Below are 20,919 nucleotides of genomic sequence, written 5' to 3'. Positions count from 1 at the left end.
ACGACAAGTCATATAGGGGTGGAAATTAGTTTTGCAAATGAGGAAAACTTCATTGTCGCACGAAAAACTTAACTTTACAACAAAAAAACTTTATTAATATATGAACAAATTTTACAACAAGAACTTCATTGTCGCACGAAAAACTTAACTTTACAGCAAAAAAACTTTATTAATATATGAACAAATTTTACAACAAAAACTTCATTGTCGCACGAAAAACTTAACTTTACAACACCCAGACAAAAATAAGGATTATTATCATGACCGAAGGGCGTTTGAACAACGCCGGTACTTAAGGTGCGTTGTTTGCACCTTTATGTACCGCTGCGTTGTTCTCCGAGCGAAAGCGTCCCTAAGCGCATAATAATAATCCTTATTTTTGTCGTCACTTAAACATCAAATCAAAATCCCATTGCAAAGTGCAATTCCAAGTACTGCCGATATAAGTATAAGTATTCCGTTACCTGCCTTTGCCTTGAGCATAAGTACCAGATTTACAAAATAAATAACAAATGTAATGATAAGTGTCGTAACCACACTTCCTCCTATAGCTGTTCCTGTTTCTATATTCTGGTATATCATTGATACCATGACATTTAACAAAAGTCCTGCTATTATTGGCCTTATCCATCTTCCGATAAGCTTAAATACTGCTATTCCCTCAAATTTTTCATAGAGGTAATATATTATACAAAATACTATTCCTGATGCTGCAACACTGCACGCAAATCCTGCAAGTGCTACCGCATATCCCTGAAGTACACTGCCGTCTATGTCAAAACCGATAAAGTAACCGATTCCGGCAAGTGTCTTACAGAGGATAGAACCCGGAAGTACATTTACTATTGAAACGAGCTGGCTGTAAAATTCATTTTCCTTTATCATTCCGGTACTTACAAACATACCGTCTGCTACTGATAAATAAGCATCACCGCCACCGAAAGATATTATTGATGATGCAAATCCTCTAAACAGATAAATCCATGTGTCTTTTGTTATGATAAATGCCGGTATTGAAAGTATTATTATAAATAATAACCATGTTATCATCTCTTTTGAAAATCCTGCCGCTGTGAGCCTGTGTCCTGCCTTTTCAAGCTCTTCTTCGGATCTTTTACCTTTGCTCATACCATATCTCGTACAAACATAAAGTCCATGTATTGCAAGTATGAACATAAATATCTTTAACCCTGTCTCAAGATAAATATTCTGTATTATACCTGCTTTTCCTACACAAAGTATATATAATATAATGGTAATTCCTGAAACAAGTGTATTTTTTATGTTAAATCTGCAATGTGTATAAAATATTCCAAAAAATGCAATTCCAAGAACTTGAACCGTTGAAAGTCCAAATACAGGTGTTTCTTTTATGCCAAGTATATTGTAAACAGATTTTCCGCATGATAATATAAAAACAGCTATCATTATAACAAATGCCCTGCCAAATCTTTTTACAGACTCTTTCTTTGCTTCCTGCATACTCTTTACAGCATATTGTGTAAGAAGGCAGCTTATAAATGCTGTAAGACCGATAGAAAGACACTCTATCTGCACAAAAAGTTTTTCGTCAACCTTTGACAAAACCGATAACATAAGTACGGTCATAAGCACACCCGGAAAAGCCATAAGGAATGCAGCAATTGCCATACCCTTAGCTCCATATGCACGTTTTCCAAGACCTGTAGCAATCTCGACCGGTAAAGCACCCGGAGTAATACTTGCCACGATCACATCCTTGTCATATTCACTTTTTTCAACTATTTTCTGGTCTTCAACAACTTCTCTTTCAATAACAGGGATTAAAGCAGTTCCGCCACCGAAACCAACCACACCTATTTTGAAGATTGAAGCCATCAGTTTTAATTCTTTTTGTATCTCTGCCTTCATATTCTTTAATTCCTATCTTTTTTCTATATCATATAGGATTACTATGAATAAAGCAAGCCTATTTACAAATTTTCTCACTTTTATTACAAAATCAAATATTTGTTTGTGTTTTTATAACATTTAGTGATAATTCATAAAATATATCAAACAACTAATACTGTTCACTCACACAACATTTACTGTCATGCTATGCTTTCTCATAAGGTATATAAAATAAAACAGCATATGATTTCTGCCTAAGAACCATATACTGCCTTTTTTTATAAATTCGGAAAACAGTTCTTATCATAAATACTTCTTTAATCTCGAAAAAATATACTCTACAGTTTCTTCTATACTTTTTCCTGTAGTATCTACTTCAATATCAGGATTTTCAGGCTCCTCGTAAGGACTTGATATTCCCGAAAAATCGGCTATCTCACCTGCTCTTGCTTTTTTATATAAGCCCTTTACATCCCTTTTCTCACATTCCTCTAATGGAGTACTGATGTAAATTTCTATAAAACTGTCTTTTCCTACTATTTCTTTTGCATTTCTTCTATCTTTTCTAAATGGAGAAATAAATGATGTGAGTACTATAAGCCCTGCATCATTCATCAGTTTTGATACCTCAGCTATACGCCTGATATTTTCTACTCTGTCCGCTTCGCTGAATCCCAGATTTTTGTTCAGTCCCATCCTGACATTGTCCCCGTCAAGTACCATTGTCTTTTTACCGTAAATAAATAATCTTTTCTCAAGCTCATTTACTATTGTCGATTTGCCTGAACCTGATAAGCCCGTAAGCCATATCGTCTTTGGCTGCTGCCCTAACTGTTTTGCACGCACATCTTTTGTTATATCCATGCTGTGCCATGTTAGATTTCTCTCGGTATCAACATTTTTCTTTAGCTCTTTTTTATCAAATGCTTCTGTATCCGAATATCCGGTCCCACCCAAAATATCCTGCATAAAACAAATTCCATCTGTCTCTTTTGCAGAAAAATCTGATAAATTATCCATTTCTTCCTCCATAAATAATTTATTGCCGCAATTCCTATAAACTATACAGTTGTAAATTACAGCCCATTATTTTACTATGCGTATCTCATTTTTTAGTTTATGCACCTCATCATTATATTCTACATACACATGATATTCGTCCTTTGCAAACTCCTTTAAAGGTATCGCAAAGCTTTCCTTTTTATCTTTAAAAGCAACATTTTCCATGTCTTTAACATATGCATTGTGCTCACCGATAAAATAAATCCTGTCAACTGCTCCCGGTCTCATATTGCAAAGAAATAATTCATCGCATATTCTTCCATTGCCAAAATAATAACCATCTGTTTTTTCTTTTGACAATACCGGCAGTTCACCAGCGAATTTTTCTAGTGGATTAAGTTTTCCAAATATCACATTGTCATTCTTTTCCATTGATACGCAGAATTCTTTTATATCAGGTGCAAATATCCATGCACTTGAAAATACTTTTCTGATTTTTGAACCATGAAGTTTTTCTCCGGTGCCTGCATCAATTTCCTGGATAATGCTGTGCACATCATCCGTCTGCTCTCTTAGGTATCCCTGTGCAACAAGAAGATATTTTTCATCTTCAGAATGGATAACTCTTGAAAATCTAAGCGAACTTAAAACCTCCGTCTGTTCACTTACCCTGTATGACATATCCTTTTCGTCTATATCTATTATCTTCACCATAGAATTTTTGGTGGAGCGTTTTCCTCCGGGCACAATGACTTTTCCATCATATTTAACAACATTTCTTATATCAAACAATACGATTTTCTTTTTGTCCCCATTGTCCTCCATAAGTGATGTGTATTCAGGAAATGAGCATACCGGTATAACAGCTTCCCCTTCTCTATGCTCTGACTTGTCTTTAAGCACATACTTGCTCACATCGCTGTCCTGCCATACCTTTGGCGGTGCGATTATCCAGTCAGGCTTTAACTCTTTCCAGTCAATGCTTATTATAGAGTTAAGTCTTTTTGCCGTTATAAGTATCCTGCCGTCATTGTATTCTATGTTTGATGTGTCGATCCAGTTGTCATACACTCTGTATTTGTCACCGACAATACTGTGAATATCACAATATTTTATAAGTTCTCCTGTTTTTAGATTAAGCTCTGCTATCCTGTCAGATAAATGTCCATCATCAGATGCAGTAACAAAGAAAAGTGAATCTCCATGCTGTGTTATGGCTCTTCCTATCCTGTATTCAAGAAGATATGTCCTATACACTCTGCCCATATAATCCATCTCATGGTATCTGCACGGAGTGACCCTGCCATATTTGTCAATCCTGTTTGCAGTCTTGTCCACAAGCAGAAAATGACCGTTTGCAAGCGGTATCATACCAAGCTTTCCTGTTTTTATCTGAATAGAATATCTGACATCCCCGTTTCTGTCTATTGCAACCGGGCTACCTATCGCAGTATTAAGCATTATAAAACCAAATTGTGACATTTTCGTGTCGGTTTCTGAAACCATATTCCTTATATTTTCCTGAATAGGCGAAACATATATCTGAATGACTCTGTGCTTTATTGTCTCGCCGTTTTTATCTACAAGGCTTAAGTCAATTTTATTATTTCTACCGCCATACAAGCCAAGTATCGGAACTCTGTGTCTTGTCGTGTACTCTGTTTCGCCTGTAAAATCGCAGTCCGGAGTGTCACCTATAACTCTATACACAACTTTACATTCTTTTGAAGAATTGAATAAAATAAATGCCGTCTGTTTTGCAAGTCCATATGGATTTGGTATGACAAGCAGATATTTAAATGTATAAAGATGCCTGTCAAGAATTTTTTCAAAAGCATAATCTCTGACCTGTGCCTGAAAACTTTTCTGCATCTCTTTCTTGAAAGGTGACATTACTCTTTTTTCTTTTCTCTCAAAAACTTCTGTCTCATACATCCTGTCAAGTTTGTTCAAATCACTTACGCTGTAAGTCATCTTGCCGCCATTTTTTACTTCCACAAATAATTTTTTCATAAATAAATTAGCCTTTCATCTTCATTGTAAGCTGAATCCTCTTTTTTTCAAGATCAACACTCATAACTTTGACATCAACTATATCTCCGACACTGACTACATCGAGCGGATGTTTAACAAATCTGCTGTCTGAAAGTTCCGATATATGAACAAGTCCGTCCTGGTGGACTCCTATATCCACAAATGCACCAAAATCAATAACATTTCTGACCGTTCCCTTAAGTATCATCCCCGGTTTTAAATCTTTCATTTCAAGTACATCGGTGCGAAGTATCGGCTTTGGCATCTCATCACGCGGATCTCTGCCCGGCTTTTCAAGTTCTTTTACTATGTCTGCAAGCGTTATCTCACCTATACCGAGTTCCTCTGCCATCTTTGCCTTGTCTTTTATGCGGTACTCAATGCTGTTTTTAGCATTTTTTCCACTTCCTGCAAAACTGTCCCTGCTGTTTTTAGAATTATTTCCATCATCCTCAAATTCGATACCTGCACCGTCACCTAATGCTTTCATTAGTGCCGCACCAAATGCTGAGTTTTTATTTTTTACAACAAAATCTTTCTTCTTTTTCTTTCTCTCAGGCTTTGTGTTTTGTGCATTTTTTTTATGCTCAATATTCTTTGCAGCCTCAGTCTGTATCTCTTTTAATTCTTCCTGTGATATGCCAAGTTTTTCAAGAAGTGCCTCGGCGGCATCATATGACTCCGGATGAACGCTTGTCGCATCAAGCGGATTGTCTCCACCCTCTATCCTCAAAAATCCCGCACATTGTAAAAATGCCTTTGGTCCGAGTTTGGCAACTTTCAAAAGCTGCTTTCTGTTTGTAAACTTACCATTTTCCTCTCTGTATATAACTATGTTTTTAGCTATAGCCTTGCTTATACCTGATATATACTCAAGAAGCGAAGCTGACGCTGTGTTTATGTCAACACCAACCCTGTTTACGCAGTCTTCAACAACTCCCGTAAGTGTTTCCTCAAGTTTTTTCTGGTTCATATCATGCTGATACTGACCGACACCTATGGATTTTGGATCTATTTTTACAAGTTCTGCAAGCGGGTCCTGAAGTCTTCTCGCTATCGAAGCTGCACTTCTCTCACCGACATTAAGTTCCGGAAATTCTTCCGTTGCAAGTTTGCTTGCTGAATAAACGGATGCCCCGGCCTCATTTACGATGATATACTGAACCGGCTTATTTATCTCTTTTAACATCTCCGCGATTATAAGCTCAGACTCCCTTGATGCAGTTCCGTTTCCTACTGATATAAGAGATATATCGTACTTATCAATAAGTTTCTTAACAGTTTTCTTTGTCTCCTCGACCTTATTCTGTGGTTCTGTAGGAAATACTACTGTCGTGTCGAGAACTTTTCCCGTACTGTCAACCACCGCAAGCTTACATCCTGTTCTGAAAGCCGGGTCCCAGCCAAGAACATTTCTTCCCTTAATAGGCGGCTGCATAAGAAGCTGTTCGAGATTTTTTCCAAAGACTTTTATCGCTCCGTCCTCAGCTTTTTCAGTAAGTTCATTTCTTATCTCACGCTCTATCGCAGGTGCTATAAGTCTTTTGTAACTGTCCTCTATAGTGTCCGCAAGTATCTCGTTTGTGTTTGCATTGTCGTTTGTTATAACCATCTTTTTAAGGTAAGTGATTATCCGCTCCTCAGGTGCTTCGATTTTTACGGTGAGAAACTTTTCTTTTTCTCCCCTGTTTATCGCCAATATCCTGTGACCTGCTATCTTGTCGAGTTTTTCCTGAAATTCGTAATACATTTCATAAACAGATTTTTCTTTTTCATCTTTAGCATTAGATATAAGTAAGCCCTCCTGCATCGTTATATTCCTTATATATATACGATAATCCGCATTGTCAGATATTATCTCGGCTATTATGTCTTTTGCTCCAGAAATGGCATCCTCAGGCGTTGCAATCTCTTTTTCCTCTGAAACATAGTCCATTGCAAGTGTTTCTACAGACTCTGATGCAGCCTGCTCAAAGATTATATCAGCGAGCGGTTCAAGACCTTTTTCTTTTGCTATTGTTGCCCTTGTTCTTCTCTTTGGTCTGTACGGCCTGTATAGGTCATCAACCACAACCTGTGTCTGTGCCTGCTCTATCTGCTTTTTAAGCTCCTCTGTGAGTTTTCCCTGCTCTTCAATGCTTGCAATCACCTGTGCTTTCTTTTCTTCAAGATTTCTAAGATAAGTCAGTCTCTCATTAAGATTTCTAAGCTGTTCATCATCAAGAGAACCGTGTGCTTCCTTTCTATATCTTGCGATAAAAGGAATCGTATTTCCCTCATCTATAAGTTTGATAACGGCTTCTACCTGCCATTTTTTTATCTCAAGTTCCTCGGCAATCTTTGCCGCAATATCTAATTTGTTATCCATGATAATCTCCATTTCTATGCACATTTTCTGCCCATAAACAGTGTTCCTGTCCACACCTATATATAGCAGGAAACACCTTTTCTCTAAACACACAACAGACGGCTATAAAATAGCCGCCTGTTGTAAATATATAAACGATTAAATTTTTCCGTGCTAACTATTTTGTATGTTTTACGCATCAAAACGAATCTTATTTATAACACTGCCAATCTCTTTTGCAGCATTTTCATATACTGCTTCAGTGATATCTTTTGTTACAAAACCTGTCTCATCATCATAACCTGCATCAACAAACTCAACCTCGCCGAATAATTCTTTTATCTTTGCTTCGTTATCAGCTTTGTTTCCTGATACTCTTACAAAGAATTTAGAAACTACTTCATCCATAGGCATAAGCTCAAGTTTCTCATCTGACCAGATGACATTGATGTTATTGTCAAGATTTTCTGATGCCTCCATAATATCAGAAACAACCGCACTTGCTGTTGCAAGCTTACCTGCTCCCTGACCATAAAACATTACATCCCCGACCATGTTTCCTTTTACAAGGATAGCATTAAACACTCCGTCAACACTGTAGAGTGGATGGTCATGTGTGATAAGTTTTGGTGCTACCATCGCACTTACTTTATCCCCTGCTAATTTACTTGAACCAAATATCTTAACTTTTGCCTTAAGCTTTGCAGCATATTTAATATCCCTGTCAGTTATCTTTGTGATACCCTCTGTATAAATATCCTCAAAGTCAAGCTGCTTTCCATATGCAAGTGATGTGAGAATAGCAATCTTACGGCACGCATCATATCCCTCAACATCTGCCGTCGGATCAGCTTCCGCATATCCTTTTGCCTGTGCATCCTTAAGAACTGAGTCAAAGTCAGAACCGTTTTCTGTCATCTCAGTAAGAATAAAGTTTGTTGTACCGTTTAAGATACCTGAAATCTCATCTATCTCATCAGGAGCTAAAGATGTCTGAAGTGGTCTTATGATAGGAATACCACCACCTACACTTGCCTCAAATAAAAAGTTTACATTTTTATCTCTTGCAATCTGTAAAAGTTCGGTACCAAATGAAGCAACAAGTGCTTTGTTTGATGTTACGACATTTTTTCCTTTAAGAAGACTTGCCTTAACAAATTCATATGCAGGATGAAGTCCTCCCATTGTTTCGACAACAATCTTTACTTCATCGTCATTTTCAAGGATTGAGAAATCATGCACAACATATTTTTCTGCCGGATCTCCCGGAAAATCCCTGAGGTCAAGTACATATTTTACTTCTATATCCTGACCTGCTCTCTTTGATATTATATTGCTGTTTTTATCTAATATCTCAAAAACACCTGAACCTACTGTACCATATCCTAATATTCCTACTTTTACCATCTCATCCTCCATCTCTTAGTTCTGTTTGTCTGTCGATGTAATCCATGCAAGATATGCATTTATAAACGGATCAAGATTTCCATCCAGCACTCCTGCCACATTACTTACTTCCTGACCTGTTCTGTTGTCTTTTACCATAGTGTAAGGCTGCATTACATATGAACGAATCTGACTGCCCCAGCCGTTATCCTTGACCTCGCCACGGATACCGCTCGCCTTTTCAAGCTGCTCCTGTTGTTTAAGCATATAGAGCTTTGCCTTAAGCATCTGCATGGCTTTATCTTTATTCATATGCTGGGAACGCTCATTCTGACACTGTACCACGATTCCGGTTGGAAAATGCGTGATTCGTATTGCCGATGAGGTCTTGTTTATATGCTGTCCACCTGCACCACTTGAACGATATGTATCTATCCTGATATCATCATCTGCAATCTCAACATCAAGATCCTCCTCTATATCAGGCATCACATCACATGATACAAAAGAAGTCTGTCTTTTTCCTGCCGCATTGAACGGAGAAATCCTAACAAGACGGTGCACACCGTGTTCTGATTTCAGATAACCATACGCATTTTCACCGTCTATTTGCAATGTAACTGATTTGTAGCCGGCCTCATCACCGTCAAGAAAATCTATCATCTCAACATTGAAACCTTTTTTCTCAGCCCACCGCTGGTACATTCTGCATAGCATACTCGCCCAGTCGCAACTCTCTGTTCCGCCTGCTCCTGCATGAAGCGTAAGTATAGCATTGCATTTATCATATTCACCACTTAATAATGTCTCTATCCTGAGTGCATTATATTCTTCCTCAAAGGCATTAAACGACTCCTCCACCTCAGGCAGAAGACTTGCATCATTTTCCTCCTCGGCTATGTCTATAAGTGTAAGTGTATCATCTTTGTCATTGCAAAGTTTCTCATATCTCTCGATAGTCGTCTTTAACTTTTTACAATCCTGAACAACTGCTGCCGATTTATTTGGATCATCCCAAAATCCCGGCTCTTCCATAGTATGCTCTAACTCTTCGACTCTGTCACGCTTATTAGCTAAGTCAAAGTGAGTTCCCCATTTCAAGCAGTGGTTCATCGTAATTTGATAATGCTATCCTGATATTATCAAATTCTACCATCAACTCACCTCTTTCTATTAAAACTTTTTAGAATTTTCTTCCGCAGCACATCTTATATTTCTTACCGCTTCCACATGGACACGGATCGTTTGGCTGCACTTTTCTTCCCTCGCGCTTTTTAGGCTTTGCTGCTACAGTCTCATCTTTGTTTGTTCCCGTAACTTTTGCTACCTGTTCACGCTCAACTTTCTGCTCTATCTGAATATGTGTAAGTGCTTTTACAGTCTCTTCAGTAATTGCATCTATCATCGAATCAAACATTTCAAATCCGGCAAATTTGTACTCAACTACAGGATCTCGCTGACCGTATGCCTGAAGTCCGATACCCTGACGGAGCTGATCCATATCGTCGATATGATCCATCCATTTTCTATCGATAACTTTAAGAAGGATAATTCTCTCTACTTCTCTTATCTGGTCTGCCTCAGGGAACTCAGCTTCCTTAGCTTCATAAACCTTTACGGCTTCTTCTTTAAGTCTCTGGATAAGTTCATCTTTTGAACCATGTTTTAATTCTTCATCTGAAAGAACTATCTTTTTTATAGGGATTATAGGACGGATAACATTATTTAACTCTGCAATATCCCATTCCTCAGGAGAACCCTCATCGCCTATAATCGAAGAAACACATTTTTCTACAACATCAGTTATCATCTTATAGATAGTATCTCTCATATTCTCACCGTCAAGAACCTTGCGGCGCTCTTTGTAGATAACTTCTCTCTGCTCATTGTTTACACGGTCAAATTCAAGGAGGTTCTTTCTGATACCAAAGTTGTTGCCCTCTATCTTCTTCTGTGCACTCTCAATGGCATTTGAAAGCATCTTGTGCTCTATCTGCTCACCATCAGGCATTGCTGAGAAAAGTCCCATAAGTCTCTCTGAACCGAAAAGACGCATAAGATCATCCTCAAGTGAGATGTAAAATCTTGACTCACCCGGATCGCCCTGACGACCGGCACGACCACGGAGCTGATTGTCGATACGGCGTGACTCATGTCTCTCTGTACCTATTATCTTCAAACCTCCGAGTTCCTTAACGCCATCGCCAAGCTTAATATCAGTACCACGACCAGCCATGTTAGTAGCAATTGTCACTGCACCCATCTGACCTGCATCGGCAATAATCTCAGCCTCAAGCTCATGGAATTTGGCATTAAGAACTTTATGCGGAATACCTTTCTTCTTAAGCTTTTCGCTAAGGTATTCAGATGTGTCAATATTTATCGTGCCCACAAGTACAGGCTGTCCTTTTTCGTGTGCCGCTACTATATCAGCAACAACAGCATTGAACTTTTCTTCCTTTGTCTTATAAACAGCATCTTCATAATCGATACGAGCTACCGGAAGATTTGTAGGAACCTCAACAACATCCATCTCATAGATGTCACGGAATTCTTTTTCCTCTGTAAGAGCTGTACCTGTCATACCTGATTTCTTTGCATATTTATTGAAGAAGTTCTGGAATGTAATGGTTGCAAGTGTCTTACTCTCTCTCTTAACCTTTACATGTTCTTTTGCTTCTATAGCCTGATGTAATCCGTCTGAGAAACGGCGTCCCGGCATGATTCGTCCGGTAAACTCATCGACGATAAGTACCTCATCATCTTTTACAACATAATCTTTATCCTTAAACATAAGAGAATGTGCTCTGAGTGCAAGGTTTATGTTGTGCTGTAATTCAAGATTGTCCGGATCTGCAAGGTTTTTAACCTGGAAAAATCTCTCTGCTTTTCTTACGCCTTCTTCAGTAAGGTTTACATTCTTATCTTTCTCATCAACAACATAATCACCGGTTTCCTGCTCTTCCTCGTTCATGATGATGTCCATCTTTGAAAGTTCTTTTGCAGTACCCTTTGTCAGTTGTTTAACAAATATATCACAAGCTTCGTAAAGCTTTGTTGACTTGCCACTCTGTCCTGAAATGATAAGTGGTGTTCTAGCCTCATCAATAAGTACTGAATCGACCTCATCGATAATCGCATAGTGAAGTTCTCTCTGCACAAGTTCCTCTTTATATACGACCATATTGTCACGAAGATAATCAAAACCAAGTTCATTGTTTGTAGCATATGTTATATCGCAGTTGTATGCTTCTCTTCTCTCGTCATTGTCCATTGAATTTAAGATAACACCAACTGTAAGGCCGAGAAACTCATGAACCTGACCCATCCACTCAGCATCACGTTTTGCAAGGTAATCATTTACCGTAACGATATGAACACCTTTGCCCTCTAATGCATTTAAGTATGCAGGAAGTGTCGAAACAAGTGTTTTACCTTCACCTGTACGCATCTCTGTAATTCTTCCCTGATGAAGAATCACACCACCGATAAGCTGTACACGGTAATGTCTCATTCCAAGAACTCTTGTTGCTGCCTCTCTGACTGTTGCATATGCCTCAGGAAGCAGATCATCTAATGTCTCTCCCTTTTCAAGACGTGCTTTAAACTCAGGTGTTTTCGCCTTAAGTTCATCATCTGTCAATTTTTCAAACTCAGGAGCAAGAGCTTCTATTTTATCCACTATCGGAATAATTCTTTTCACTTCATGCTGACTGTGAGTACCGAAAATTTTACTAAATATACTCATGAATTTCACTCCTATACATTATTACTATTTATTTGTATAAAAAAACTATTTTACAGTATATCATTAAATACTTTGTTTTTCAACCTTTGTTTTTTGCTAAAACACTATACTACCGCAAGAATAAAGAGTCGCTTACGACTCCCTTGTGCTTGAGCGGAATGCGTAATATTTATTTCTTTTCCGCGAAATGCACATCCTCACGGACTGTTTATTATGTTGTAGGAAAGGAGAATTTTCCTGCAACATAATAAACAGTCCCGGAATCTTCCGGGACTGCTTTTGCTTAAATCGATTTCATACTCTTGTTTTCATATATGTAACACTCTCTCCAAAGTGTTAATTTCATTTTATGTTACTTATGTAACAGCTCATTGTATTGCCAATTATCTTTTTATGGCTGAACTGTTACTATATTTATTAAAACTCAGGCTCTATAAGTCCAAATGTATTTCCTTTTCTCTTGTAAACTACATTTACCTCATCTGTTGCTGCATTACGGAATACATAGAAATTGTGTCCGAGAAGATCCATCTGGATGCAGGCTTCTTCCGGATCCATAGGCTTCATGCCGAACTTCTTTGAACGGATGATCTTAATCTCATCATCGTCTTCTATCTCTTCTTCGATAAATGCTTTGCTTAAGCTTGTCGCTGCCTGCTGCTTGTCAACAAGTTTGTTCTTGTACTTGCGTAACTGTCTCTCAATAACCTCCTCAACCAAATCTATTGAAACATACATATCATCACTGACCTGCTCAGCTCTTACGATGTTTCCTTTCATAGGGATCGTAATCTCTATTTTCTGTCTTTCTTTCTCTACACTCAAGGTAACATGAACTTCAGTTTCCGGAGTGAAATACCTCTCAAGCTTTCCGATCTTTTCCTCGATTGCTGCTTTAAGTCCATCTGTTACATCAAGATTTTTACCACTGATAATAAATTTCATGACTATCACTCCTTTACAAATTGTTAAATTTATTATACCTCACTTTTTCTTAAAAAGCAAGTAAAATTGCACAATAATATAATCATTTACATCTTTTTATTATACATTTATCACTAAACGCATATTATGATGTTAGGGTCAAAAGTAGATAGCAATGCATATTTATATGCAAATTGCTGCATTACCATCTGTTTTGGGTCTTTACATCATGTTATTAACAAAATGTCTGATAAAAGAAATCCACAGGTTTTATTGACAACCTGTGGATTTCAATTTTGTTGATAATGTTGATAACTTAGTGCATAACTCAATTTTTTCGCATTTTTCGACATTATACGGCTCTCTTTACCGTCGATTTATCAACATTTTATGTTAATTTATTGTCGATTAATGACCTTGTGCTAAAACTTATCAACATTTTATGTCAGTTATCAACAACTTTTTGTTTATAATTGTTTTTACTATTCACATTTAACTTTTAAATTGTCAGACAATTCTTCTAATACAATACGGCGTCCTGTAATTCATTTTTGATATTTTTATGCCGTCTTTCTCATTACTTGCATGAATCACTTCCCCATCACCTATATACAATGCAACATGACCAACTGTTTTTCCACTCTGATAAAAAACCAAATCACCCTGTTTTATTGAAGAAACTGAAACTTTTGTCCCATACGATGACTGCTCAAGCGAAGTTCTTGGAATATCATATCCAAACTCCTTATATATGCTCTGTGTAAATCCTGAACAATCTGCTCCATTTGTAAGGCTTGTTCCTCCATATTTATACGGATTTCCCAAAAATTTCTTTGCATAATTAGCTATTTGGCTTCCGGTTACTTTTTTCTTTGCTGTATCATTTGTGTTATCTGTTTCCTCACTTAATGTTGTGCTGTCTTTCGTGGTCGTAGTTGAGTCTTTTTTAGTCGTGCTGTTCTTTGTAGTGGTTGTACTATTCTTAGTTGTAGTAGTATCTTTCTTAGTGGTAGTTTCCTGTTTCTTTTCTTCAGCTTTTACCTGAGCGATTGAAACAGGATGCTTATATTTCACTCTGAGATTGACATAATTTCTTGCCACATATCCCTGTTCCCCGTCAACAGATATGCGAACCCAGCTTTTCCCACATAATTTTCTTACATAAAAACTTTCTCCCGAACCTATAGAAGTAATTATTTTGGCTTTTTTGCTGGTCTTTTCCCGCACATTTAGTGCACCGACATTCTTTTTTACGGTTATGTATTTGACTCCATATTTTCTTGCAAGCTGTCTAGCCTTTGTGCCGGTTGCAAGAAATTCTTTTTTTATGTATCCTCTGAAATTTCCGCTTTTTATAAGTGCCCATCCGTTTTTATATGTTCTTGTAATATAAACTGCACTTCCTCTATAAAGCCTTCCTTTTACTTTTCCATTTAATGATGGTTTATTTCTGATATTTACATAGTCGTTAGCAATAGATATAGCAAGATTATTGCCGGCCGCCTCTGCCTTTTCGGATTTCAGAATGAATGTTCCTGATACAATAACTAATTGCGAAATTGCAAATACACAACACTTGATAAGCTGTTTTCTCAACTGTATTCTCTCCATATCCTACCTCTCTAATATGCTGTTGTCTATAATGTTAGTATTGGCAGTAACTTAAAAATCAGCTATTTTGTGGCTACAGCCTCTATCTCTATAGCAACATCTTTAGGAAGTCTTGCAACCTCTACACATGATCTTGCCGGATATGGCTCTTCAAAATATTTTGCATATACTTCATTAATCTTGCCAAAATCATTCATATCACTGATAAAAACCGTTGTCTTGATAACATTCGCAGTTGACGAACCTGCCGCTTCGAGAAGTGCCTTAAGACTCTTAAAAGCTCTCTCTGCCTGAACTTCAGCCGGTCCAGTAACAAGTTCTCCCGTAGCAGGGTCGATAGGAACAACCCCTGATGTAAATACAAGACCGTTTACTTCAACTGCCTGAGAATATGGTCCTATTGCCGCCGGTGCTTTGTCTGTACTGATAATGTTTTTCATTTAAATAACCTCTTTTCTGTTTTTGTCTTGGATAATCGTCAAACTATATATTTTTGTTAATCACACAATTTGATATCTATAATGATTTTCACCATATCAGCTCCACGCTTATCCGTTTTTTGTTTTAATCCATATAATATTAACCTTCATTTCTACACATGTTTTTTGTACATAGTATGAAAATTCTTGCATATATGGAATATTTCACACTAACTTTTTAATATGTTTGCTTTAGTATCAGTCAGGTGGATATCTGTGACCTGCTCTGCTGCTTGTTTAATATTATTAAATTTACATAAATTTTCCTACAATTTACAGTATAACGCAATTTTGCACAAATTTCAATTTTAACTGGATTTTTTTTTGTAAAAATTATATACTTATTTGTAACAGTTCAGCAATAAAAACATAACAAATGAAAAACTGAACTGTTATACTTATTTTTAATACAAAACTCTGGCAACTTATTGTCAACTTAACAAAATGTACTCCCAGAATCTTCTGAATGAAGAATTCCGAGAGTACATCACAACAGAACGGAGGACCTTTAATTTTGAAAAACGAAAGAACTTATGGCGGCAGAAATGATGACAGAACATATTCCCATAACAGTCACAGAAAAAATGACAGATATGAAAAAAATAACAGGCGGGGCGGATTTGACAAAAAAGACAGACGAGGCAGTTTCGACAGACATGACAAAAAGGATGTGCGAAACCGCTTTAACAGACAAAACGGAAATGATAACAGACATAGCTTTTCTGACAAAAATCATTACTCAGATAAACACAGAGATGAGGAGCAAAAAAAGAAATCAGCCATCCCTATCGGTAAAACCCAGGAACTTATAGTTGTAAAAACAACTGATTTTGGAGTATTTTTAAACACTCCTACCGGTGAGGACAGTGACAAGATACTCCTGCCAAAATCACAGGTTCCAAAAGGCACGCAGCTTAATGATGTACTAAATGTGTTTGTTTACAAAGATTCAGAGGACAGACCTATTGCAACCATGGAAGAACCGTCCATTGAACTTGGTCAAGTTGCAAGGCTCTATGTCAAGGAAGTCACAAAAATTGGTGCTTTTCTTGACTGGGGACTCTCAAAAGACCTTCTTCTTCCATTTAAAGAGCAGGCATATGAAGTAAAAGAAGATGACGCGGTACTTGTCACACTCTATGTTGACAAAAGTGACAGACTTTGTGCTTCAATGAAGGTCTACAATCACCTCTCAAATGAATCACCTTATAAAAAAGATGATGAGGTTTTCGGTCGTGTCTATGAAATAAGTGACAATTTTGGTGTATTTATCGCAGTTGATGATAAATATTCCGCACTTCTTCCTAAAAAAGAAGTTTTTGAAAAATACCGCATAAACCAGCCGGTATATGCAAGAGTTGCACAAGTCATGGATGATGGCAGACTTACTTTAAGTGTCAAGAAAAAAATACCTGAGCAAATGAATGATGACGCTTCATTTATATATGAAACTTTACAGAGAGAAAATGGATTTCTTCCATTTAATGATAAATCTGACTCAGAAGCGGTTAAAAACCGTTTTCATATGAGCAAAAATGCATTTAAGCGTGCCATCGGACATTTATATAAAGAAAGACTTATAACGATTGAAAAAGACGGTATTCATTTGAATGATTGATAATTTATCAAGTTAATAACCACCAGTTCAACTTGCCCCCTTCTCCCACAGCATAGCTGGGGGAGAAGGCTTTTTTAGTTTCTTTTTCATAGAAGCTGCGTTTGTCCGGGTCTGAAATCGTCAACAGTTCACAATAATGTGACCATGACAATTTAACAGACACTGTCTGTTAAATTTGATAGTTTTGATAGAAGCAAGGCTGTTTTATCACTCTGCATATTCCCCGAATTTTCTAAATCTTTTATATCTCTCATCAAGTAATGTTTTTGTTTCTTTTTTCACGAGTTCAGGTAATTTTTTTCTGAGTGCTTCTCTTATCTGGTCTGTTGTGTAGTTTAAATTATTTTCTATTCCATCTTTATGTTCCGGAAACATTCTGTCTGCAACACCATTTTTTAAGAGTTCGTTTGCTGTCATTTTCATGAGTTCTGCGGCTTCTTCTACTCTTTCCGAATCTCTCCACAATATACTTGCAAATCCCTCCGGTGAGAGTACCGAATAAAGACTGTGCTCTAACATCCACACTTCATCTGCTACTGCGAGTGCAAGTGCTCCGCCACTTCCGCCCTCTCCGGTAAATATTGATATTATCGGAGTTTTCAGTCTTGACATTTCCATTATGTTTCTTGCAATAGCCTCGCCCTGACCTCTTTCTTCTGCTCCTATACCGCAGAATGCTCCTGCCGTATTTACAAGTGTGATAACAGGTCTGTGAAATTTTTCTGCCTGCTTCATGAGCCTTAATGCTTTTCTGTAACCCTCAGGGTTTGGACTTCCAAAATTACATTCCACATTTTCGTCAAGTGTGTGACCTTTCTGTATTCCTATGACAGTAACTGGTGTTCCCTCAAAGGACGCAATCCCTCCGACTATCGAACCATCATCCGCAAACAGTCTGTCACCGTGCATTTCCATAAAGTTTTCAAATAATTTATCAATAAATTCTCTTGTGTTAGGTCTGTCTATCTTTCTTGCAATCCTTACGGATTTCATTGCATTGTTCACACTGGCACTTCCTTTCTTAATAATCACTTAGCTTCATGCAGTTTTAATATCGAGATAAGTTCGTCTCTCATATCTTCCCTGTTGACTATCCTATCTACAAATCCATGCTCAAGCTGAAATTCTGCACGCTGAAATCCATCCGGAAGTTTCTGGTGTATCGTTCCCTGTATAACTCTCTGCCCTGCAAATCCAATAAGTGCTTTCGGCTCGGCAAGTATTATATCTCCAAGCATCGCAAAACTTGCGGTCACCCCACCTGTTGTCGGGTCGGTCAGCACCGTCACATATAAAAGTCCCGCCTCGTCATGTTGTCCGACTGCCTCCGCTGTTTTTGCCATCTGCATAAGAGAAACTATTCCCTCCTGCATCCTTGCACCGCCTGAGGTTGTAAATATTATAATAGGAAGTTCATTTTCTGTTGAGTATTCTATTGCCCTTGTTATCTTTTCACCGACAACCGAACCCATACTCCCCATCATAAAGTGACTGTCCATTATAGCTATAACGGTTTTAAATCCGCCTATCGTACATTCACCTGTCACAACTCCCTCTTTTATGCCCGATTTTGCCTTTGCTTTTTTTATCACCTTATCATAATCGGGATAATTCATGGGATTTTTTGTTGACATATCTGCATCAAGTTCTTTGAAACTGCCCTCATCACATATTATCTTTATCCTCTCAGCAGGACTCATCCTGAAATGTGCTCCGCAGTTCGGACAGAGTTTAAATTCCGTTACTTCCTTTTTGTATATTATGTTTTTACAAGTATTACATTTTATCCACATACCGTCCGGAATTGATGGTTCCTGACTTTTTTTGTTTTTTTCAGTTTTTTTCTTTTCCTCTGTACCACTTACTGAAAAATAACTTTTTTTCTTGAAAATATTCATAACCTGCCTCACTCCAACATCTGATTAACAGTCAATCGTAAAAGACAGAAAATAAAGATTACACATTAACTGCCATAATATTATTTTACAATTTTACATTTTCTAAAAATGATGTATTATACTGACATTTTTCAAACTGCTTATTATTAAGAATTTTGTTCTGATATTCTATATTCGTATCTACACCCTCTATTATAAATTCATACAATGCTCTTTTCATTTTCGCTATCGCTTCGTCCCTGTCCCTACCATGCACGATAACCTTTGCAAGCATGGAATCATAGTACGGCGGTATCTCATAACCTTGATATATCGCACTGTCTACCCTGAGTCCAAGACCGCCTGACGGCATTAAAAGATAATCTATCGTACCCGGACATGGTGCAAAATTCCTTGACGGATTCTCTGCATTTATCCTGCACTCTATCGCATGACCGCTTATCTTTATGTCATCCTGTGTATATAATAATTTCTCTCCTGCCGCAATTCTTATCTGTTCTTTAACAATATCAACACCCGTCACCATCTCGGTTATCGGATGCTCTACCTGAACTCTTGTGTTCATCTCCATAAAATAATATTTATCGGAATCTTCATCATACAAAAATTCAATAGTTCCTGCATTCTCATAACCTGCTGCCTTTGCCGCTCTTACAGCAGAATCACAGATTTTTGCCCTTGTGCTCTCTGACAATACTTCGCACGGTGTTTCCTCTAAAACTTTCTGATTCTTTCTTTGCAATGAACAATCACGCTCACCGAGATGTATCACATTGCCAAAACTATCACCTAGTATCTGCACTTCAACATGTCTTGCACCCTCGATAAGTTTTTCCATATACATTGAGTCATCGCCAAACGCAGCTTTTGTCTCACTCTGGGCTGACAGAAATGCCTCTTTTAATTCTTCTTTTTTTCTGACTATCCTTATTCCTTTTCCACCGCCTCCGGCAGATGCTTTTACAATGACAGGATAACCTAACTTATCTGCCATTTCATAAGCCTGCTCAACATCAGCGAGAATTCCGTCACTTCCCGGAATAACAGGTACTCCTGCATTTATCATCATCTGTCTTGCGTTTGCCTTGTTGCCAAGTGCATCTATCACCGAACCTTTCGGTCCGATAAATTTGATATTGCAATCCTTACACACACCCGCAAACATACTGTTTTCCGACAAAAATCCAAATCCCGGATGTATTGCCTGTGCCTGCTTTTCAACAGCGGCACTGATTATATTATTCATATCAAGATAACTGTCGCCGACTTTTGCCGAACCTATACATACTGCTTCATCTGCAAGCTGTGTGTGAAGTGCTTCCCTGTCCGGCTCTGAAAATACGGCAACCGTTTTTATCCCCATCTCTCGACACGCTCTTATTATCCTTACTGCTATCTCTCCACGATTTGCGATCAAAATTTTGTCAAACATAAAGTTTTCACCTCTAACCAATCATAAATACAAGTTCTGCCTGTGCTGCCACCTTGTCACCTACATAAGCCGTACCCTGTCCGATACCTGCATTTTTCTTAAGTTTTTCAATCTTAACTTCAAGGCGGAGTGTATCTCCCGGAACAACTTTCTTCTTAAATTTAGCTTTATTTATCCCGCCAAAATAAGCTGTCTTTCCCTTAAACTCATCCATAGACAATATAGCTACTGCTCCTGCCTGTGCCATAGCCTCAACAATAAGCACTCCCGGCATTACAGGCTCGTTTGGAAAATGCCCCGCAAAAAACGGTTCATTATAGGTAACATTCTTAATTGCCGTAACCGACTCTCCCTCGACTATCTCCTCAACTCTGTCGATAAGAAGAAACGGCTGTCTGTGTGGAATTATGCTCATGATTTCCTTGATATCCATTGCCATTTTAAATTTACTCCTATTCTATCTCTGCTCCTGCACAAAGTCTGATGCCCCAAAACTGCACCTGAAACTTTTTTATTTTTAATATTTTTTACTGAAAAATTTGTATCTAAAGTTTTATTGCAAAAATTT

15 protein-coding genes and 1 pseudogene are annotated in these 20,919 nt (G+C 37.7%); 1 reads left to right on the top strand and 15 read right to left on the bottom strand.

Translation table 11 applies throughout. From position 1 onward, the window contains the following. Positions 1–396: 396 nt before the first annotated feature. From DWZ63_RS12365 to DWZ63_RS12320, 10 genes are all read right to left on the bottom strand, one after another. On the bottom strand, positions 397–1,890 hold the full coding sequence (locus DWZ63_RS12365) for a chromate transporter (RefSeq protein ID WP_118500060.1): 1,494 nt from the start codon (positions 1,888–1,890) through the stop codon (positions 397–399). A 285-nt stretch (positions 1,891–2,175) separates the two neighbouring features. Then, positions 2,176–2,892: an adenylyl-sulfate kinase gene (cysC, locus tag DWZ63_RS12360; RefSeq protein ID WP_022015179.1), complete on the bottom strand. Its 717-nt coding sequence runs from the start codon at positions 2,890–2,892 to the stop codon at positions 2,176–2,178. A gap of 66 nt (positions 2,893–2,958) precedes the next feature. Next, a complete protein-coding gene (locus DWZ63_RS12355) occupies positions 2,959–4,887 on the bottom strand; it encodes an aryl-sulfate sulfotransferase (protein ID WP_118500058.1) in 1,929 nt (642 codons plus the stop codon). 7 nt (positions 4,888–4,894) lie between these two features. Next, positions 4,895–7,276 (bottom strand): Tex family protein, encoded by a 2,382-nt coding sequence (locus DWZ63_RS12350; protein WP_055945794.1) that lies wholly within the window; start codon positions 7,274–7,276, stop codon positions 4,895–4,897. A gap of 171 nt (positions 7,277–7,447) precedes the next feature. Further along, positions 7,448–8,662, bottom strand: coding sequence for a homoserine dehydrogenase (locus tag DWZ63_RS12345; RefSeq protein ID WP_022015176.1), 1,215 nt, complete (start codon positions 8,660–8,662; stop codon positions 7,448–7,450). Positions 8,663–8,677: 15 nt separating this feature from the next. Further along, positions 8,678–9,797, bottom strand: a protein-coding gene (gene prfB, locus DWZ63_RS12340; RefSeq protein WP_118500057.1) for a peptide chain release factor 2 whose coding sequence is annotated in 2 segments (ribosomal slippage) — positions 8,678–9,721 and positions 9,723–9,797 — 1,119 coding nt in all. Because the reading frame shifts where the segments join, the coding sequence is not laid out codon by codon here. Positions 9,798–9,824: 27 nt separating this feature from the next. After that, on the bottom strand, positions 9,825–12,389 hold the full coding sequence (gene secA / locus DWZ63_RS12335) for a preprotein translocase subunit SecA (protein WP_022015174.1): 2,565 nt from the start codon (positions 12,387–12,389) through the stop codon (positions 9,825–9,827). 417 nt (positions 12,390–12,806) lie between these two features. Next, positions 12,807–13,334, bottom strand: a complete 528-nt coding sequence (gene raiA / locus DWZ63_RS12330) for a ribosome-associated translation inhibitor RaiA (protein WP_022015173.1) — start codon at positions 13,332–13,334, stop codon at positions 12,807–12,809. 486 nt (positions 13,335–13,820) lie between these two features. Continuing rightward, positions 13,821–14,924, bottom strand: a complete 1,104-nt coding sequence (locus tag DWZ63_RS12325; RefSeq protein WP_055945784.1) for a C40 family peptidase — start codon at positions 14,922–14,924, stop codon at positions 13,821–13,823. A 62-nt stretch (positions 14,925–14,986) separates the two neighbouring features. Continuing rightward, positions 14,987–15,364, bottom strand: coding sequence for a RidA family protein (locus DWZ63_RS12320; RefSeq protein ID WP_022015171.1), 378 nt, complete (start codon positions 15,362–15,364; stop codon positions 14,987–14,989). Positions 15,365–15,917: 553 nt separating this feature from the next. On the opposite strand from DWZ63_RS12320, the gene DWZ63_RS12315 reads away from it, so the two are divergent. Further along, entirely contained in the window at positions 15,918–17,021 is a 1,104-nt protein-coding gene (locus tag DWZ63_RS12315) for a S1-like domain-containing RNA-binding protein (RefSeq protein ID WP_347474850.1), read from the top strand. 79 nt (positions 17,022–17,100) lie between these two features. Here DWZ63_RS12315 and DWZ63_RS16230 read toward each other — a convergent pair. The 5 genes and pseudogenes from DWZ63_RS16230 to fabZ all read right to left on the bottom strand — a co-directional run. Beyond that, positions 17,101–17,214: pseudogene (locus tag DWZ63_RS16230) on the bottom strand (DUF1016 N-terminal domain-containing protein); the annotation flags it as partial. Positions 17,215–17,228: 14 nt separating this feature from the next. Further along, positions 17,229–18,014: an acetyl-CoA carboxylase carboxyltransferase subunit alpha gene (locus tag DWZ63_RS12305; protein WP_055946207.1), complete on the bottom strand. Its 786-nt coding sequence runs from the start codon at positions 18,012–18,014 to the stop codon at positions 17,229–17,231. Positions 18,015–18,049: 35 nt separating this feature from the next. Then, entirely contained in the window at positions 18,050–18,919 is an 870-nt protein-coding gene (accD, locus tag DWZ63_RS12300) for an acetyl-CoA carboxylase, carboxyltransferase subunit beta (RefSeq protein ID WP_022015168.1), read from the bottom strand. An 85-nt stretch (positions 18,920–19,004) separates the two neighbouring features. Then, the gene (locus DWZ63_RS12295; protein WP_055945777.1) at positions 19,005–20,351 is read right to left on the bottom strand and encodes an acetyl-CoA carboxylase biotin carboxylase subunit; all 1,347 of its coding nucleotides are present in this window, start codon (positions 20,349–20,351) and stop codon (positions 19,005–19,007) included. A 13-nt stretch (positions 20,352–20,364) separates the two neighbouring features. Further along, positions 20,365–20,784 (bottom strand): 3-hydroxyacyl-ACP dehydratase FabZ, encoded by a 420-nt coding sequence (gene fabZ, locus DWZ63_RS12290; RefSeq protein ID WP_055946204.1) that lies wholly within the window; start codon positions 20,782–20,784, stop codon positions 20,365–20,367. Between the last annotated feature and the right edge of the window lie 135 nt (positions 20,785–20,919).

The sequence above is a fragment of the Clostridium sp. AF34-13 genome, assembly GCF_003477845.1.
Classification (GTDB): domain Bacteria; phylum Bacillota; class Clostridia; order Lachnospirales; family Lachnospiraceae; genus Butyribacter; species Butyribacter intestini.
The sequence above is the reverse complement of the archived record's forward strand: the minus strand, read 5'-3'. Positions and strand labels throughout refer to the sequence as shown.

Excerpts from the sequence above, each read along its gene's own strand:
- fabZ (WP_055946204.1), bottom strand. The coding sequence starts at position 20,784 with ATGGATATCAAGGAAATCATGAGCATAATTCCACACAGACAGCCGTTT.
- accD (WP_022015168.1), bottom strand. The coding sequence starts at position 18,919 with ATGAATATTTTCAAGAAAAAAAGTTATTTTTCAGTAAGTGGTACAGAG.
- raiA (WP_022015173.1), bottom strand. The coding sequence starts at position 13,334 with ATGAAATTTATTATCAGTGGTAAAAATCTTGATGTAACAGATGGACTT.
- DWZ63_RS12320 (WP_022015171.1), bottom strand. The coding sequence starts at position 15,364 with ATGAAAAACATTATCAGTACAGACAAAGCACCGGCGGCAATAGGACCA.
- DWZ63_RS12345 (WP_022015176.1), bottom strand. The coding sequence starts at position 8,662 with ATGGTAAAAGTAGGAATATTAGGATATGGTACAGTAGGTTCAGGTGTT.
- cysC (WP_022015179.1), bottom strand. The coding sequence starts at position 2,892 with ATGGATAATTTATCAGATTTTTCTGCAAAAGAGACAGATGGAATTTGT.
- DWZ63_RS12325 (WP_055945784.1), bottom strand. The coding sequence starts at position 14,924 with ATGGAGAGAATACAGTTGAGAAAACAGCTTATCAAGTGTTGTGTATTT.
- DWZ63_RS12350 (WP_055945794.1), bottom strand. The coding sequence starts at position 7,276 with ATGGATAACAAATTAGATATTGCGGCAAAGATTGCCGAGGAACTTGAG.
- DWZ63_RS12355 (WP_118500058.1), bottom strand. The coding sequence starts at position 4,887 with ATGAAAAAATTATTTGTGGAAGTAAAAAATGGCGGCAAGATGACTTAC.
- DWZ63_RS12305 (WP_055946207.1), bottom strand. The coding sequence starts at position 18,014 with ATGAAATCCGTAAGGATTGCAAGAAAGATAGACAGACCTAACACAAGA.
- DWZ63_RS12365 (WP_118500060.1), bottom strand. The coding sequence starts at position 1,890 with ATGAAGGCAGAGATACAAAAAGAATTAAAACTGATGGCTTCAATCTTC.
- secA (WP_022015174.1), bottom strand. The coding sequence starts at position 12,389 with ATGAGTATATTTAGTAAAATTTTCGGTACTCACAGTCAGCATGAAGTG.
- DWZ63_RS12295 (WP_055945777.1), bottom strand. The coding sequence starts at position 20,351 with ATGTTTGACAAAATTTTGATCGCAAATCGTGGAGAGATAGCAGTAAGG.